This is a genomic window from Anaeromyxobacter oryzae, assembly GCF_023169945.1.
In the GTDB taxonomy this organism is placed as follows: Bacteria; Myxococcota; Myxococcia; order Myxococcales; family Anaeromyxobacteraceae; genus Anaeromyxobacter; species Anaeromyxobacter oryzae.
Genome location: NZ_AP025591.1, coordinates 1078351 through 1094465 on the forward strand (window position 1 = coordinate 1078351; position 16115 = coordinate 1094465).

Consider the following 16115-nt stretch of genomic DNA (forward strand, 5'->3'; position numbering starts at 1 on the left):
GGTTCCGCGCGGCGGCGGGGATCCCACCGGATCCCCGCCGCCCCGAGGCCGCGCGGAATTCAACCTAGTTGCGGAGCCTCGTGATGCCCGACGTGGCCGTGCCGCCGAGGCTCGAGGTCACCGTCACGGTCGTCGGCTGCGGCACGCCCACGAGCTGGATGGTGTAGAGGCCGCCGCCGAGGTTCTGCAGCTGGAGCGGGACGCCGCCGGCGGTGAGCGGCTGCAGGTAGAGCGTCGCCGAGCCGTCGGTCACCGTGAGGTCGGAGGCGTTCACGGTGAGGCGCTGCTTCTGCGTCCGGTACTCGACGAGGGTGATCTGGATCTGGTCCGCCGCCGGCAGCACCGTCACGTTCGTCGCCGCGGGGAACGAGGACACGTACCCGTCATTCACCGTGAGCGTGAACGCGATGGCCACCGAGGGGCTCGACGGGGCGATCGCCGGGGCGACGAAGGTCGGCTTCGCGGTGCTCGCGCCCGTGAGGGTCACGGGCGGCCCGGAGACCTGGAGCCACGTGTACGTGAGCGGGAGCCCCTGCGCGTCGCGGCTCGCGCTGCCGTCCAGGGTGACGGTCGCGCCGGACTGGACCGTCTGGTTCGCGCCCGCGATCGCGGTCGGCGGCAGCACCGGGTTCACCGTCACGTCGACGGTGGACTGCGAGCCGAGGCCGGCGGAGCTCACCACGGTGAGCATGAAGGTGAAGACCTGCGCCGTGCCGGTGACGACCGGCGCGACGAACGACGGCGTGGCCGTGTTCGCGCCGGTGAGGGTCGGGACCGGCGAGAGCGGCGCGATCTGCGTCCAGGAGTAGGTGAGCGCGAGCGGCGGGGAGTTCGGATCGCTGCTCGCGGTGCCGTTCAGGCGGACGGTCGCGTTCGACGCCACCGTCTGGGCGGCCCCGGCGTTCGCGATCGGCGCGAGCAGCGCCGGCGGCGCGGCCGAGACGGTGACGGTGACGGTCGCGGGCGCGGACGGGCCGGCCGACGTGTCGCTCACGACGAGCTGGAACGTGAGGGTCACGTCGGGCGAGCCGGACGGGACCACCGGCGCGGTGAAGATCGGCGTCGCCACGGCCGGGCTCGAGAGCAGCACCACCGGCCCGTCGAGCTGCGTCCACGCGTACGTGAGGGGGAGGCCGTTCGGATCGCTCGACGCGCTGCCGTCCAGCATCACCGTCGCGCCCGAGCCGGCGGTCTGCGCGGAGCCGGCGTTCGCCACCGGCGACCCGAGGACCGGCGGCGCGCAGCTCGGCGCGGTGGGCGGCGTGGCGCCGGGCCACGGCACGAGCTGGCCGACGACGGCGCCGCCCTGCGAGAGCGCGCCCGAGCCCTGCGCGAGGAACGGGAAGTCCTGGAAGTTGGCCGGGACGGGCCCGGCGCCGATGCCGAGGCCCTCGGGGAAGAGGAACTCGAAGATGGGCGCCTTGTACGACCCCGCGACGAGGCCGGTCGGGGTGGCGGTGTCGAGCGCGCCGGAGATGCGAGCGCGCAGCTCGCGGGTGGGCGGGAGGAACGTGCCGGCGGACGGGCCGCTCAGGATCTTCGACGGCGGGCGGAAGCGCCACCGGCCCTTCACCGCGCCGGTCGGCGGGCCGGGATCCACGTCGATCGACCCCCAGTCGCGCTCCGAGGCCGCGCCGGTGCACGGGTCGACGTCGACGCCCCAGAGCGTGACGATCCGGCTCGGGTCCGTGCTGAAGCCCTCGAAGCGCGTCCGGGTGGTGGCCTCCTGCACGAGCACGGGGTCGGGCGTGCCCGCGACGCCGAGGAGCATCACGTCGAGGGCGATGTAGGCGGGGTCCGTGCCCGGGAACGTGTAGATGCCGACGTTGCCGATCACCTGGTAGGCGGAGATGAACGTGTCGCCGATGACGCTCGGGAACGGGTTCACCGTGGGCGTCGCGCCGTCGTGCGCGACGACGCCCGCATACTCGACGTAGTCGCCGACCTCGAACGGCGCCATCACGCGCGCGTCCGGCGTGACGCCGGGGCCGGGCGGAGGCATGGTGAAGATGGGCTGGTAGCCGGTTGCGCTCCCCGGGTCCTTCGGGCGGTTCGTCTGGGGGCAGAGCGGGTCGTCGCCGGTCGCGGGATCGATCCGCGGGATGCACATCGGGAAGCCGGTGCCGGTGCGGATGGTGGGGTTGTCCTCGTCGATGGTGAAGCGCGGGTCGAACGTCCAGCTGCGCCCGAACCGGCCGGCGGGATCGTTGATCCGAACGCGCGTGCCGCTGAAAGGGTCGCCGATGACGCCGCCGACGCGCAGCTCGCCGGAGATGTAGTCGATGGAGTTGATGAAACCCTGCCCGGTCATGAGCGAGGCCTGGGAGAGGAAGACGAGGCCCGCGACGTAGGCGTCGCCGACGCGGTTCCCGATGACGTGGGCCTCGTACGTCGCCATCGGCGCCGGGTTGTCGGTCAGCGCGAGGCCGGTCTGCGTCGGCCCCCACGGCGCCGGGGCGAGCTCGAACACCTGCTCCCATGTGAGGGCGGTCGCAGGCATCTGCAGCACGGTGTTCCTCGGGACGATGATGCGCGTCCCGTTCACCGTGATGGTGCCGCCCGCGAGGACGTCGGTCCCGTCGAGGCTCGCCGCCTCGATGAACCCCGTCATGTCGAACGGCGACACCGGCTGCGGCGGCGGCAGCGCCGACGCGGCTCGCGCCGCCGCGAGTGAGGCGAGGACGGCCATCGCCGTCCAGGCTCGTGGAACCACGCTCCTGCTCGACCTCGTGCCCCGGATCCCGCTCTCCATGTGGACGACCTCGCTCCTCGCGTGCCCCGGGCCGCTGGCGGCGGCCCTCCCGTGCTCGGCCGCATGCCGGCTCGGGCCGGGGCTGAACGTGCGAAACCGAGTCGCAACAAAGGAGTCGCAGGGTCTCGGGACGCTGGAGGAGAGGACACGGACGCGGGGCCCCGCGCGCTCGGTACACGCGGCCGGCCTGGTTCACGAGCGGTGAGGCGCCGCTCGCGCCAGCGGCGAGGTCGCCGGGATGAGGAAATCCTCAGCGGCGACGGGCGGGCCGGATCGGCTCCTCGGCGCCATCGCGTCGCGTCCATCCGGCGCCATAGCGCGACGGCGCTCGTTCACGGTACGTCAATGGACTCCGACCCGATGCCGCCGAGCGCGTTCGCGGCGCGACCCAACAGAGCGGCCCATGCAGCCGTCGCGAGGGGTCGATCAACCTCGACGCGCGAGATCAGCGAATTTTTTCGCCCCTGCCCGGGAGCCGAGATGGGTGGACAGGTGTCCTCCGGCACCGGTGCTTACCTGTCGCTGCACCACCGCCCGCGCGCCCCCCGGCGCACGGCGGCCTCCGGGAGCTCGCCATGCGGACACGGATCGCGACGGCAGCAGTGACTCTCCTCACCGCCGCCTGCGGCGCGGCGGGCGGCGCCGGCGGCGGGCCCGGGGCCGGTGGAGGACCGCCGCCCGGGACGCCTGCGCCGGCGACGGAGCCGCCGCCGGTCTCCGGCGGCTCCGGCAGCAACCGGTTCCAGATCGGCTCGCCGCTCGGCCTGTACATCGTCGATCCCGCGGCGGGCGAGGCCGCGGTGCAGGGCCTCGTCCTCGTGAACCTCGACAAGACCGCGCCGCCGGCGGACACGGCCGTCACCCTGAACGGCGTGGCGCTCGTGCGCTGGCAGGTGGGCACGCCCGCTGCGCCGTCGGACCGGTACTGGGCGGTCGATCCTGCCGGGCCGCAGCCCGCCGTCCGCTCCAGCGGCGCCCTCGTGCTCGTCGCCCGCTCCGGCACGCTGGAGCGCCAGCTGGTCCTCCCCTGCCCCGCCGACGTCGCGATGACCTCGACGCCGGCGGCCGGCGCGAGCCTCGCGGGCGTGTCGACGCTGGCGTTGACCTGGACGTCCGACCTCACGCTGAACCCGAGCGGCATCCCCGCCATGGCGGGGATCTCCGGGACCGCGACGCTCCGCGGCTACGACCCGGCCCTCCGCGCGTTCGCGCCCGGCGCCGCCGGCCAGGCGCTCATCCCGGCGCACCAGCTCGGCGTGAACGTCCCCGTCGGCCCGACCGACGCGCCGGCGTACCTCCTCGACGTGCGCTGGCCGGGGCCGTTCGTCGCCGACGGCGAGACGGGCGCGTTCTGCGGCCTCGCGAAGCGGATTCCGTACGCTAAGTGAACGGCGCCCGTCGCCGCCACGGGCGGCCGGCGCCGGACCCGAGCGGCGGGCGCGTCCCGGCTCGACCTCGCGTCACGGCGTCGCCGCGACCCGCTCGACGGTGTCGAGGAGCTGCGTGAGGTCGAACGGCTTCGTGATGTGCGCGGCGGGGTTTACGCCCGTCGGCGGCGGGATCGCGGAGACGACGATCACCGGGATCGGCGCGAGATCGGGATCCCTGAGCTGCGCCTCGCGGAACTGCCACCCGTCCATCGTCGGCATCATCAGGTCGAGCAGGATCACCTTCGGGATGGCCTCGTGCGCGCGCCGGAGCGCCTCCACGCCGTCTCCCGCGGTCGACACCTCGTAACCCTCCGACTCGAGGACCTCCGCTTCGCTCTCGCGGATGTCCGGCTCGTCCTCGACGACGAGCACCCGGCCTCGCATGTGATCCACGCATCCTCCACGTTGCCCCCGCGACGGCGGGGCCTCCCCCTCCTTCGGCGAGTGACTAACGGGCGGTAGACCGCCGGACACGACTTCCGCGGCGTCCGGTGCTCGGGCACCCAGGCGGGCGGACGGCCTCCCGGCCTAGACGCCCGCAACCCCCGATCCGGTCAACCTCGCTGCGCGTTGAACGGAGGTGCTCTCTCGTGGAATACGTGCCGGCCATGGCGAATCGCCTCTGCGACGCCGCGCGCACCACCGGACGGCGCACCCTCCTCCGCGCTGGCGCATTCTCGCTGCTCGCCCTCGCGCTCGGTCCGGGCCGCGCCCGCGCCGCCGCGGAAGAGCCGCGGAGGCTGCGCATGATGAGCCCGCACACCGGCGAGCGCGTCGACATCATCTACTTCGAGGACGGCCGTGACCTTCCGGATGCGCTCGCCCGGCTCGACTTCTTCCTGCGGGACTTCCGGACGGGGGACGTGCACCGGATGGATCCCGGGGTGCTCGACATCGCCTGGAGCCTCGCGCGGTCCGCGGGGCGCTCCCTCGGGACCTTCGAGATCGTGAGCGGGTACCGCTCGGCCGCGACGAACGCGCTCCTCCACGAGGCGAGCGCCGGGGTCGCGGTGCACAGCCTTCACCTCCAGGGCCGCGCGATCGACCTCCGCCTGGAGGGCGTCGAGACCGCGCACCTGCGCGACCTCGCGCTGTCGCTCCGCCGCGGCGGGGTCGGGTTCTATCCGGAGTCCGATTTCGTGCACGTGGACACGGGTCGCGTGCGCCGCTGGTGAGCGGCCCCAAGTGACTCTCGCTCGCCCGCCCGGCCGCCCGGCAGCGAGCGCGTACGATCGCGGTCGTGAGGGTGGCGCTGCTCGCGGCGATCGCGCTGCTGTCGACGAGCGACGGCTCGCCGGCGGCGCCCGCCGCGCCCCCGGGCGATCCCGCGACCGGTGACCCCGACCCCGGATCCGGGGAGCTCTCGGCAGACGGCGTCGCCGCCCTCCGCGCGCTGCTCGAGGCGGGCGTCCACCCCGATCTCCTCTGGCCCGACTTCGCGAGCCTGCGCGAGGACGCTCGGCGGTTCTACGAGGCACGGGGCGAGACGCTCGCCTGGATCCGGCGCTCGGGGCCGACGGCGCAGGCCCGCGCGCTCGCCGACGTCCTCCGGAGCTCGGAGGCGATGGGGCTCGATCCCGGCGACTACGACGGGCCGCGCTGGGCCAGGCGTCTCGAGCCCGGCGCCCGGCCGCCGTCCGAGGCCGGCCGGGTCCGCCTGGACGTCGCGCTCACCGTCTCGGTGCTGCGCTACGTCTCGGACGTCCGGCTCGGCCGGGTCGATCCCGGGCCGCTGCGCGTCGGCCTCGGCGAAGCCGCCGCGGTGGATCTCGCCGGCGTTGCCGGCGAGCTGGCCGGCGCGGATGACGTCCGGCTCGTCCTCGAGCGGCTGGAGCCGCCGTTCGCCGCGTACCGCCGCACGCTCGACGCGCTGCGCACGTACCTGCGCCTCGCGCGCGAGGCCCCGGGCGAGCCGCTCCCGGTGCCGGCCACGCCGCTCGAGCCCGGGGCCTTCTATCCGGCCGCCCCGCGGCTCGCGACGGTCCTGCGTCGCCTGGGCGACCTCCGGGACGGCGAGGGCGCGGCGCGGGACGAGACCGTCTACGCTCCGGCGCTCGTCGAGGCCGTGCGGCGCTTCCAGGCGCGACACGGGCTCGACCCCGACGGCCGACTCGGCGCGCGGACGGTGAGCGCGCTCAACGTTCCGCTCTCCCGGCGGGTCATGCAGCTCGCGCTCACGCTCGAGCGCTGGCGCTCGGGGCCGCGCAGCGTCGCGGCGCCGCTCATCGTGGTGAACATCCCGGAGTACCGGCTCCGGGCGCTCGGCGCGGAGGGCCGCCCGGAGCTCGCGATGAGGGTGGTCCTGGGCGCCGCCTACCGTCACCAGACACCGGTCTTCGTCGCCGGGCTGCGGACGGTCGTGTTCCGGCCGTACTGGAACGTGCCCCGCGGGATCACCCGCAACGAGCTGCTGCCACGGCTCGCCGGGGACCCGGACCTGCTCGCGCGCGAGCGGTACGACCTCGTCGATCGCCGCGGCGACGTGGCGGGGGTCGAGCTCACCCCCGAGGCGTTGCGGCTGCTGCGCACCGGCGAGCTCCGGCTCCGCCAGCGCCCGGGACCGGCGAACGCGCTCGGGCTCGTCAAGTTCGTCTTCCCGAACACGCACGAGGTCTACCTGCACGGCACGCCCTCGCCGAGGCTGTTCGCGCGTTCGCGGCGCGACTTCAGCCACGGCTGCATCCGCGTCGAGGACCCGCTGGCGCTCGCGGAGTGGGTGCTCCACGACGACCCTCGCTGGAGCGCCGACGCGATCACGGCGGCGATGAACGGGACCCGGACCCGCGTCGTGGACGTCGGCCGGCCCATCCCCGTGCTGATCGTCTACGGGACCGCGGTGGTTTCGGAGCGCGGCGAGGTGCGCTTCCTCGACGACGTGTACGGGCACGACGCCGCCCTGGAGCGGGCGCTGGCGAGCCGTCGCCCGTACCCGGACTGACGGCGGCCCCTCGCCCGCGGTCCGGCGCGCCCGCCCGGAACCGGCACGGCGGCGACGTGCGCCACGGGGCGGCTACCTCGCGAGCAGCCGCTCGACGAGCGCCGGATCCGCCGGCTTCGCCACGTGCCCGTCGAACCCGGCCTCGATCGCGCGCCTGACGTCCTCGGGCTGGGCGTACCCGCTCACCGCGAAGAGCTGCATGCCGCTCGCGCCTCCGGCGCGGAGCGCCCGCGCGACCTCGTAGCCGCTCATCCCGGGCAGCCCGATGTCGCACAGCACCACGTCGGGCGGAAGAGCGCGCGCCTTCGCCAGGGCGCTGGGCCCGTCGTACGCCACCTCGGCGTCGTGCCCGAGCATCCTCGCGATCTCGGCGAGCGAGTCCGCGGCGTCGGCGTTGTCGTCGACGACGAGGACCCGGAGCCCGCCGCTCGACCGCGCCACGGGGGAGGTCGCGTCCCGCGTCCCGGCGGGCGTCGCCAGGGGGAGCCGAACGACGAACTCCGCGCCCCTGCCCTTCCCCGCGCTCTCGACGCGGACGGTCCCGCCGTGCAGCTCGGTGATGCCCTTCACCAGCGCGAGCCCCAGGCCGAGGCCGCCTTCGGTCCTCGCGAGCGTCCGCTCGCCCTGGACGAAGGGATCGAACACGTGGGGCAACAGCGACGGCTCGATGCCCGCGCCCGTGTCGCGGACGCGGATCTCCGCGGCCCCTCCCTCGGCCCGGAGCGACACCGTCACCTCGTCGCCCCCGCGCGTGAACTTCGAGGCGTTGTGGAGGAGGTTCCCGACGACCTGGCTGATCCGGGTCGGGTCCGCGTCGGCCCAGACCTTCTCGTCGTCGGCCACGACCCGGAGCTCGACCGACCGATCCCGCATCAGGTGGCGGAAGTCGTCCGCGGCGCGCCACACCAGGTCGCGCAGGTCGACCCGCGTGCGCCTCAGCTCGATCTTCCCGCGGGCGATGCGGGTGACGTCGAGGAGATCGTCGACGAGCCGGGTGAGGTGCTCGGTCTGGCGCTCGATCACCTCCTGGGCGCGGTTGCCCTGCTCGCTGCCCGGCTCGGTGTGCCGGAGGACGTAGATCGAGTTCCGGATGGGCGCGAGGGGGTTCCGGAGCTCGTGCGAGAGCATCCCGAGGAACTCGTCCTTGCGGCGGTCCGCCTCGCGCAGCGCCTCCTCGGCCCGCTTGCGATCGGTGACGTCGTGGACGGCCCCCACGATCCGGAACAGCCGCCCCGCCCCGTCGTGCTGCGCCTCTCCGTGCTCCAGGACGACGCGCTCGACGCCGTCGCGGCGGACGATCCGGTGCTCGATGGCGTACCTGCGCCGCTCCGAGAGCGCCGCGGAGACCGCGTCCGCCACCCGGCGGCGGTCGTCGGGGTGGACGTGCCGGAAGAACAGCTCGTTCGAGACCGCGACCTCGCCCGGCTCGTACCCGAAGATCCGGTAGACCTCGTCGGACCAGCGCAGGGGGCTCGAGTCGAGGTCCTCGGGGTTCGTGACGTCGATCCACCACGCGCCGAGGTGCGCCATGGCCCCGGCCTGGTCGAGCACCGAGCGGAACCTCTCCTCCGTGTCCCGGAGCTCCTGCTGCGTTCGATCCCGGTCCGTGACGTCGAACGCGATCCCGCAGATGCCCATCTCGCCCGCGAGCGCGATGGGGAAGCGCGCGGTGAGCAGCGTGCGCTCGCCGCTCGGCGTCGGGATCGCGTCCTCGGTCCAGAGGTGGCTGACGGCCCCGCGGAGCTCTCGCTCTCGCGTCCGGACCGCGACGTCACCCGGGAGCACGTCCGCGACGGTGCGGCCGACCAGCTCCTCCGGCGCGACGCCGAGCAGCCTCGCCAACCAGCGGTTCGCGAAGACGTAGCGCCCGTCCGCGCGCTTCGCGAACACCGCGAACGGCGCGTCGTCCGCGACGGCCCGGAGCCGCTCGTCGAGCAGCAGGTCGGCCGGGATGATCGCCGCGAGCTCCTGGTTCACGTGCGCTCCGTCGCAGAGGGACCGAGCGACACTCTACCCCGCGCGGCCGTGTGCTCGCCGCTCGGACCGGCGACCGGCCGCGGCAGGTCGACGCGTGTCTTTCGGGAGGCCCCGCGGAGCATGGGACCATCGTCCCATGTTCGGGGGATGGCCCGTCCCGGGATGATGGCGGCGCGGGGGACGGGCCATGCTCTGGTTGGAACTCGTGGTGGTGCTCGCGATGATCTTCGTCGGCGCGCGCGTCGGCGGGGCGGGTCTCGGCATGATGGGCGGCCTCGGCGTGGCGCTGCTCGCGTTCGTGTTCGGAGAGCGCCCCACGGAGCCGCCGATCGACGTGATGCTGATGATCGCCGCGGTCTGCACCGCGGCGGCGTGCCTCCAGGCGTCCGGTGGGATGGACTACCTCGTGAAGCTCGCCGAGAAGGCGCTCCGCAGCTACCCGCCCGCCGTGACGTTCGTCGCCCCGCTCGTCGCCTACGTCTTCACGCTCTTCGCGGGCACCGGGCACGTCGCCTACGCCATCCTGCCGGTGATCGCCGAGGTCTCGCGGGACGCGGGGGTCCGCCCCGAGCGGCCGCTCTCGATCTCGGTCATCGCCTCGCAGCAGGCCATCACCGCGAGCCCCATCTCCGCGGCCACCGTGGCGCTGCTCGGGCTCCTCGCCCCGGCGCACGTGACCCTCCTGAACATCCTCTCCATCTGCATCCCGGCGACGGTCCTCGGCGTGCTCGCCGGCTCGCTCGCGGTGTTCCACCGCGGGGTGGAGCTCGCCGACGACCCGGTCTACAAGCAGCGGCTCGCCGCCGGCGAGCTCAAGGCCCCGGAGCCGAAGGCGGCCGCGGCGGCCGACGGCGGGGTCCCGGTGACGCCCATCACGGCGAAGATCGCGGTCCTGCTGTTCCTGGCCGCGGCGGTGGCGATCGTCTTCCTGGGATCCTTCCCGGGCCTGCGCCCCGCCTGGACCGTCGACGGGAAGGTCGTCCAGATGGGCATGGCCCACGCGATCGAGATGGTGATGCTCTCGGTCTCGGCGCTGATGGTCGTCTTCTGCAAGGCCAACGTGGAAGAGGTGGCGAAGGGGACCGTCTTCCGCGCCGGGATGCAGGCGGTGATCGCGATCTTCGGCATCGCGTGGCTGGGCGACACCTTCTTCCAGGCCCACCTCGCCGAGATCCAGCCACCGCTCGAGCGCCTCGTGCAGGCGGTGCCCTGGCTCTTCGCCGTGGCGCTGTTCGTCATGTCGATCCTGCTCTACAGCCAGGCGGCGACGATCCGCGCCCTCGGCCCGCTCGGCGTCGCGCTCGGCCTGCCGGCCTTCGGCCTCATCGGCGCGTTCCCCGCCGTGAACGGCTACTTCTTCATCCCCAACTACCCGACGCTCGTCGCGGCGATCAACTTCGACCGGACCGGCACCACGCGCATCGGGAAGTGGGTCCTGAACCACAGCTTCCAGCTGCCCGGGTTCGTCGCCACGACGGTCGCGGTCGTGACCGGGCTCGTGCTCGGGAAGATCCTCATGTAGCGCCGCCGGGCCCCGGCCCGCCGGAAAGGAGAAGGACATGGCCTCGACCCAGTTCCGGATGGAGCACGACTTCCTCGGCGACCGCGAGGTGCCCCTGGACGCGTACTACGGCGTGCAGACGCTGCGCGGCTCGGAGAACTTCCCCATCACTGGCCTCCCCATCCACCCCGCGCTCATCCACGCGATGGGGACCGTGAAGAAGGCGGCGGCGCTGGCGAACCGGGACACCGGCCACCTCGAGCCGCGCATCGCGAACGCCATCGCCGAGGCGGCGGACGACGTCATCTCCGGCAAGCTCGACCGCTGGTTCATCGTCGACCCGATCCAGGGGGGCGCCGGGACCTCGATCAACATGAACACCAACGAGGTGATCGCGAACCGCGCCCTCGAGCTGCTCGGCGAGCCGAAGGGCCGCTACGAGGTCGTGAGCCCGAACTCGCACGTGAACATGGCGCAGTCGACGAACGACGCGTTCCCGACGGGCGTCCACATCGCCGCCCTCGACGTCGGCAAGCAGCTGGTCGCCGAGCTGCGCCTCCTGCACGAGGCGTTCGCCGCGAAGGAGAAGGAGTTCGAGGGCATCATCAAGATGGGCCGCACGCACCTGCAGGACGCGGTGCCCATCCGGCTCGGGCAGGAGTTCGGCGCCTACCGGCGCGTGATCGGCCGCGACATCGAGCGCCTCCGGGGCGTCGGCAACACGCTCGTCGAGGTGAACATGGGCGCGACGGCGGTCGGCACCGGCCTCAACGCCGATCCCGCGTACATCACCGCCGTCGTGAAGTACCTGGCGGAGCTCAGCGGCTGGCCGATCAGGACCGCCGAGAACCTCGTCGACGCGACCCAGAACACCGACTGCTACACCGAGGTCTCGGCGGCGCTGAAGGTCTGCATGATGAACATCTCGAAGATCGCCAACGACCTGCGCCTCATGGCGTCGGGGCCGCGGTGCGGGCTCGGCGAGCTCAACCTGCCGGCGCGGCAGCCCGGCTCGTCGATCATGCCGGGCAAGGTGAACCCGGTCATGGCGGAGGTGGTGAACCAGGTCGCGTTCCAGGTGATCGGGAACGACCACACCATCTGCCTCGCCAGCGAGGCCGGGCAGTTCGAGCTGAACGTGATGGAGCCGGTGCTGGTGTTCAACCTGCTCCAGTCGACCACCATCATGACGAACGCCTTCCGCGTGTTCCGGACCTTCTGCATCGAGGGCCTCACGCCCAACACGGAGCGGATGAAGGCGTACGTGGACAACAGCGTGGGCGTCATCACCGCGATCAACCCGCACGTCGGGTACGAGACCGCGGCGCGGATCGCCCGCGAGGCGAACGTCACCGGGAAGCCGGTCCGCGAGCTCATCCTGCGGGACAAGGTCCTCACGCAGGAGCAGCTCGACGCGATCCTCGATCCGTTCGAGATGACGAGCCCCGGCATCGCCGGCTCCGGCAAGCAGAAGGAGCACGAGGACGTCTGGTTCAAGGACCAGGACGAGACCCGCTGAACGGGGAGGGATCATGCAGGTCACCAAGCGTTGGGGCATGCTGTCCGCGGCGTTCCTCGCCGTCGCGCTCGCGCTGCCGTCGGGGGCGGCGGAGCCGAAGGCGAACCCGAAGCCGAAGGTCGTCATCCTCGCGACCGGCGGGACCATCGCCGGCGCGCAGCCCAAGCCCGGGGACGTCGGCTACAAGGCCGGCGCGTACCCGGTGAGCGCGCTCATCAAGGCGGTGCCGGGGATCGACGAGATCGCGCAGATCTCGGGCGAGCAGATCGCCAGCATCGGCAGCCAGGACATGACGGACGCCGTGTGGGTCAAGCTCGGGCGCCGGGTGAACGAGGTGCTCGCGGATCCCTCCGTCTCGGGCGTGGTCGTCACGCACGGCACCGACACGATGGAGGAGACCGGCTTCTTCCTGAACCTCGTCACGAAGAGCAACAAGCCGGTCGTGCTGGTCGGGTCGATGCGGCCCGCGACCGCGGTGAGCGCGGACGGCCCGATGAACCTCTACAACGCGACGGCCGTGGCGGTGGACCCGAACGCGCGCGGCCGCGGCGTGCTCGTCGTCCTGAACGACGTGGTCCACTACGCCCGCGAGACGACGAAGACGAACACCACCTCGCTCGACACGTTCGCCTCCCCGAACCGCGGGCCGGCCGGCTTCGTGCTGTTCGGGAAGGTGCGCTGGTTCTCCAAGCCCACCTGGAGGCACACGACCGAGAGCGCCTTCGCAGGCGCGATCCCGGACACGCTGCCGCGCGTGGACATCATCTACGCGCACGCGAACGTCGGTCCGGAGTACGTCCAGGCGTCGCTCGCGGCGGGCGCGAAGGGGCTCGTCCTCGCCGGCGTCGGCGACGGCAACGGCACCCAGGCGCTCATCGAGGCGCTCTCCGCCGCCGCGAAGAAGGGCGTCGTGGTGGTCCGGAGCTCCCGCACGAACTCCGGCGCGGTCGCGCGCAACGTCGAGCTCGACGACGACAAGCTCGGGTTCGTGGCGGCCCAGGAGCTGAACCCGCAGAAGGCGCGGGTGCTGCTGCAGCTCGCCCTCACGAAGACGAAGGACTGCGCCGCCATCCAGGAGATGTTCGAGCAGTACTAGCGGTACCAGGAGGGGAAGACCATGACGAGGACCGCCCTCGCGGCGCTCGCTGCCGCCGCGCTTCTGCCGGCCCTGCCCGGCGCCCAGGACAAGCCCACCAAGCCGACCGTCGACGTGTACGGCTTCGCGATGGTCGACTACATACAGGACTTCAGGCGCATCGATCCGACCTGGGACTCGACGCTGCGCCCGACGCGGGTCCCGACCGTGTCCGGCACGTTCGGGAGCGACGGCCAGGCGATCTTCAGCGCGCGCCAGAGCCGCCTCGGCGTCAAGGGCACCTTCCCCGGCGGCCCCCAGGACCTGCGGGCGAAGATCGAGTTCGACTTCTACGGGCGCGGCACCGACCGGCCCGACGCCGCCGGCCAGGCCACGATCCGCCTGCGGCGGGCGTACGGCGAGTGGGGCCCGATCCTCGGCGGCCTCACGGACAGCCTCTTCATGGACGACGACTACTGGCCGAACATCATCGACTACTGGGGGCCCTCCGGGATGGTGTTCTACCGGAACGTCCAGATCCGCTACTCGCCCCGGTTCGGCGGTCCCCAGTCCATCGCCATCGCGCTCGAGCGGCCCGGGTCCGACCTCCAGGCCTATCCCGAGGACCTCCCGGATCTCGTCTCCGACAACAAGCTGCCGGACCTGACCGCGCGGTACCGGGTGACGCAGAAGTGGGGGTACGTCCAGCTCTCGGGCATTCTCCGCCGGCTCGGCTACGACTCGGCCGGCACCCCGAACAACGAGCCCAAGGGCGACGTGACCGGGTGGGGCCTGAACGCCAGCTCGACGATCCGCGTCCTGCCCGACCGGCTGAACCTGCTCGTCGCGGTGGCGGGCGGCGCGGGCATCTCGAACTACATGAACGACGCGACGCCCGATCTCGCCGCGGGCGGATCGGCCGCCGACCCGAAGCCCGAGGCGGTGAAGCTGATCGGGATCTCGGCGTACGCGGACGTCACCTGGCACCCGCTCCTCACGAGCTCGTTCGGCTACAGCACGGTGCGGCTCGACAACACGAGCCTGCAGCCCGCGGCCGCGTTCAAGACGGGGCAGTACGCCTCGGGCAACGTGCTCGTTCACCCGACCTCGGACATCCTCTTCGGCCCCGAGCTGCTCTGGGGTCAGCGCAAGGACAAGAGCGGGGCGAGCGGCGACGACGTCCGCCTGCAGATCTCCTTCAAGTACGCGTTCTCGTCCGGCCCGAGGAGCTGACGGCATGGCGGGACCCCTCGCCAGCGCGGCGGAGGTGCTCCGGTCGCATCCGGAGCTCGCCCTCTTCCTCACGCTGGCGATGGGCTTCGCCGTCGGGCGGATCCGGATCGGGACCTTCACGGTCGGATCGGTCCTGGGGACGCTCCTCGCCGGCGTCCTCGTCGGCCAGCTCGGCGTCGACGTGCCGGGCGTGGTGAAGGTGGTCTTCTTCGACCTCTTCCTCTTCGCGACCGGCTACAAGGTCGGTCCCCAGTTCTTCCGGGGGCTCAAGAAGGACGGGCTCCCGCAGCTCGCGCTCACGGTGGTCGTGTGCGTCGCGTGTCTCGCGACCGCGGTGATCGCGTCGAAGCTGCTCGGGTACGACGTCGGCACCGCGGCGGGCCTGCTCGCGGGCGCCTTCACCGAGTCCACGGTGATCGGGACCGCGGCCGAGGCCATCCAGCGCCTTCCGCTCCCGGACGCCGAGCGGGCGCGGCTCGTCAACGCGATCCCGGTCGCGTATGCGGTCACCTACCTCGTGGGCACCACCACGCTCGTCTGGTTCCTGTCCTCGCTCGCCCCGCGGCTCATGCGGATCGATCTCCGCGCCGCGGCGCGCGAGCTCGAGGTGAAGCTCTCGGGCAAGGCGGCGGAGGAGGAGGGCGTGAGCTCCGCCTATCGCGACTGGGACCTGCGCGCCTTCGAGCTCGGCGGCCCACGCCGCACCGTCGCGCAGCTCGAGGCGTCGCTCGGCGGGGCGCGTGCCGTCGTCGAGCGCGTCCGGAGCGGCGGCGTGCTCGTCGATCCCATCCCGGAGACCGTCGTCGGCCCCGGAGACCGGATCGCGCTCGCTTGCCGCCGCGAGGTCCTGGTCGCGCACGCGCCCGTGCTCGGCGCGGAGGTGCAGGACCGCGAGCTGCTCGACTTCCCCCTCGCGGTGCTGCAGGCGGTGGTCACGAACCGCGCGCTCGCCGGCAGGACGCTCGCGGAGCTCGCCGCGGCCCACGGGCGTGGCGTCGTCCTGCGGAAGCTCGTGCGCTCCGGCCAGGAGCTGCCCTTCGAGCCGGGCACGGTCGTGAACCGAGGGGACCTGCTCGAGATCGCGGGGCACCAGCGTGACGCCGAGCGCGCCGCGCGCGCGCTGGGGTACGTGGTCCGGCCGTCGCCCGCGACGGACATGGTGTTCGTGGGCCTCGGGATCGTCCTCGGGGGGTTCGTCGGGCTGATCGCGGTGAAGGTGGGCGGCGTGTCGATCACGCTCACCACGAGCGGCGGCGCGCTGTGCACGGGGCTCCTGCTCGGGTGGCTGCGCTCCGTCAGCCCGACGTTCGGCGGCATCCCCGAGGCGGCGCTCTGGATCTTCGACACGGTGGGGCTCACGACCTTCATCGGCGCGGTGGGGCTCGCCGCCGGCCCCGGGTTCGTGGCCGGGGTCCGGCAGACGGGGCCGAGCCTCGTCCTCGTTGCGTTCGTGGTCGCGATCCTGCCCCACGTCATCGGGATCCTGTTCGGCCGGTACGTGCTGCGGATGAACCCCGTGATCCTGCTCGGCGCCGAGTCCGGCGCGGGGACGACCACCGCGGGCCTCAAGGCGCTCCAGGACGCGGCCGACAGCAAGCTGCCCGTGCTCGGCTACACCGTTCCGTACGCGCTCGGGAACATCCTGCTCACCGCCTGGGGCCCGGTCATCGTGGCGCTGATGACCTGAGGA

At 72.9% G+C, this 16115-nt stretch carries 11 protein-coding genes; 8 read left to right on the plus strand and 3 right to left on the minus strand.

Features of this window, described 5'->3' with window-relative positions; genetic code table 11:
- Positions 1 to 64 precede the first annotated feature (64 nt).
- A complete protein-coding gene (locus AMOR_RS04620) occupies positions 65 to 2689 on the minus strand; it encodes a PKD domain-containing protein (RefSeq protein WP_248358911.1) in 2625 nt (874 codons plus the stop codon).
- 638 nt (positions 2690 to 3327) lie between these two features.
- Here AMOR_RS04620 and AMOR_RS04625 point away from each other — a divergent pair.
- Positions 3328 to 4140 (plus strand): hypothetical protein, encoded by an 813-nt coding sequence (locus AMOR_RS04625; protein WP_248358912.1) that lies wholly within the window; start codon positions 3328 to 3330, stop codon positions 4138 to 4140.
- A 72-nt stretch (positions 4141 to 4212) separates the two neighbouring features.
- On the opposite strand, the gene AMOR_RS04630 is transcribed toward AMOR_RS04625, so the two are convergent.
- The gene (locus AMOR_RS04630) at positions 4213 to 4566 is read right to left on the minus strand and encodes a response regulator (protein WP_248362465.1); all 354 of its coding nucleotides are present in this window, start codon (positions 4564 to 4566) and stop codon (positions 4213 to 4215) included.
- Positions 4567 to 4790: 224 nt separating this feature from the next.
- Between AMOR_RS04630 and AMOR_RS04635 the strand changes: the two genes are divergently transcribed.
- On the plus strand, positions 4791 to 5357 hold the full coding sequence (locus AMOR_RS04635; protein ID WP_248358914.1) for a DUF882 domain-containing protein: 567 nt from the start codon (positions 4791 to 4793) through the stop codon (positions 5355 to 5357).
- Positions 5358 to 5422: 65 nt separating this feature from the next.
- Positions 5423 to 7120, plus strand: a complete 1698-nt coding sequence (locus AMOR_RS04640; RefSeq protein ID WP_248358915.1) for a L,D-transpeptidase family protein — start codon at positions 5423 to 5425, stop codon at positions 7118 to 7120.
- A 72-nt stretch (positions 7121 to 7192) separates the two neighbouring features.
- Here AMOR_RS04640 and AMOR_RS04645 read toward each other — a convergent pair whose 3' ends face one another.
- A complete protein-coding gene (locus AMOR_RS04645) occupies positions 7193 to 9097 on the minus strand; it encodes a PAS domain-containing hybrid sensor histidine kinase/response regulator (RefSeq protein ID WP_248358917.1) in 1905 nt (634 codons plus the stop codon).
- 187 nt (positions 9098 to 9284) lie between these two features.
- Between AMOR_RS04645 and AMOR_RS04650 the strand changes: the two genes are divergently transcribed.
- The 5 genes from AMOR_RS04650 to aspT are packed head-to-tail and all read left to right on the plus strand — an operon-like array spanning position 9285 to position 16112.
- Positions 9285 to 10619, plus strand: a complete 1335-nt coding sequence (locus AMOR_RS04650; RefSeq protein WP_248358919.1) for an anaerobic C4-dicarboxylate transporter family protein — start codon at positions 9285 to 9287, stop codon at positions 10617 to 10619.
- Positions 10620 to 10656: 37 nt separating this feature from the next.
- A complete protein-coding gene (gene aspA, locus AMOR_RS04655) occupies positions 10657 to 12117 on the plus strand; it encodes an aspartate ammonia-lyase (RefSeq protein ID WP_248358921.1) in 1461 nt (486 codons plus the stop codon).
- A gap of 13 nt (positions 12118 to 12130) precedes the next feature.
- Positions 12131 to 13213, plus strand: a complete 1083-nt coding sequence (locus AMOR_RS04660) for a type II asparaginase (RefSeq protein ID WP_248358924.1) — start codon at positions 12131 to 12133, stop codon at positions 13211 to 13213.
- 21 nt (positions 13214 to 13234) lie between these two features.
- Positions 13235 to 14425, plus strand: a complete 1191-nt coding sequence (locus AMOR_RS04665; RefSeq protein ID WP_248358927.1) for a DcaP family trimeric outer membrane transporter — start codon at positions 13235 to 13237, stop codon at positions 14423 to 14425.
- A gap of 4 nt (positions 14426 to 14429) precedes the next feature.
- Complete coding sequence (gene aspT / locus AMOR_RS04670) at positions 14430 to 16112, plus strand: aspartate-alanine antiporter (RefSeq protein ID WP_248358930.1); 1683 nt, start codon at positions 14430 to 14432, stop codon at positions 16110 to 16112.
- Positions 16113 to 16115 lie beyond the last annotated feature (3 nt).

Excerpts from the sequence above, each read along its gene's own strand:
- AMOR_RS04620 (WP_248358911.1), bottom strand. The coding sequence starts at position 2,689 with ATGGCCGTCCTCGCCTCACTCGCGGCGGCGCGAGCCGCGTCGGCGCTG.
- AMOR_RS04625 (WP_248358912.1), top strand. The coding sequence starts at position 3,328 with ATGCGGACACGGATCGCGACGGCAGCAGTGACTCTCCTCACCGCCGCC.
- AMOR_RS04630 (WP_248362465.1), bottom strand. The coding sequence starts at position 4,566 with ATGCGAGGCCGGGTGCTCGTCGTCGAGGACGAGCCGGACATCCGCGAG.
- AMOR_RS04635 (WP_248358914.1), top strand. The coding sequence starts at position 4,791 with ATGGCGAATCGCCTCTGCGACGCCGCGCGCACCACCGGACGGCGCACC.
- AMOR_RS04650 (WP_248358919.1), top strand. The coding sequence starts at position 9,285 with ATGCTCTGGTTGGAACTCGTGGTGGTGCTCGCGATGATCTTCGTCGGC.
- aspA (WP_248358921.1), top strand. The coding sequence starts at position 10,657 with ATGGCCTCGACCCAGTTCCGGATGGAGCACGACTTCCTCGGCGACCGC.
- AMOR_RS04660 (WP_248358924.1), top strand. The coding sequence starts at position 12,131 with ATGCAGGTCACCAAGCGTTGGGGCATGCTGTCCGCGGCGTTCCTCGCC.
- AMOR_RS04665 (WP_248358927.1), top strand. The coding sequence starts at position 13,235 with ATGACGAGGACCGCCCTCGCGGCGCTCGCTGCCGCCGCGCTTCTGCCG.
- aspT (WP_248358930.1), top strand. The coding sequence starts at position 14,430 with ATGGCGGGACCCCTCGCCAGCGCGGCGGAGGTGCTCCGGTCGCATCCG.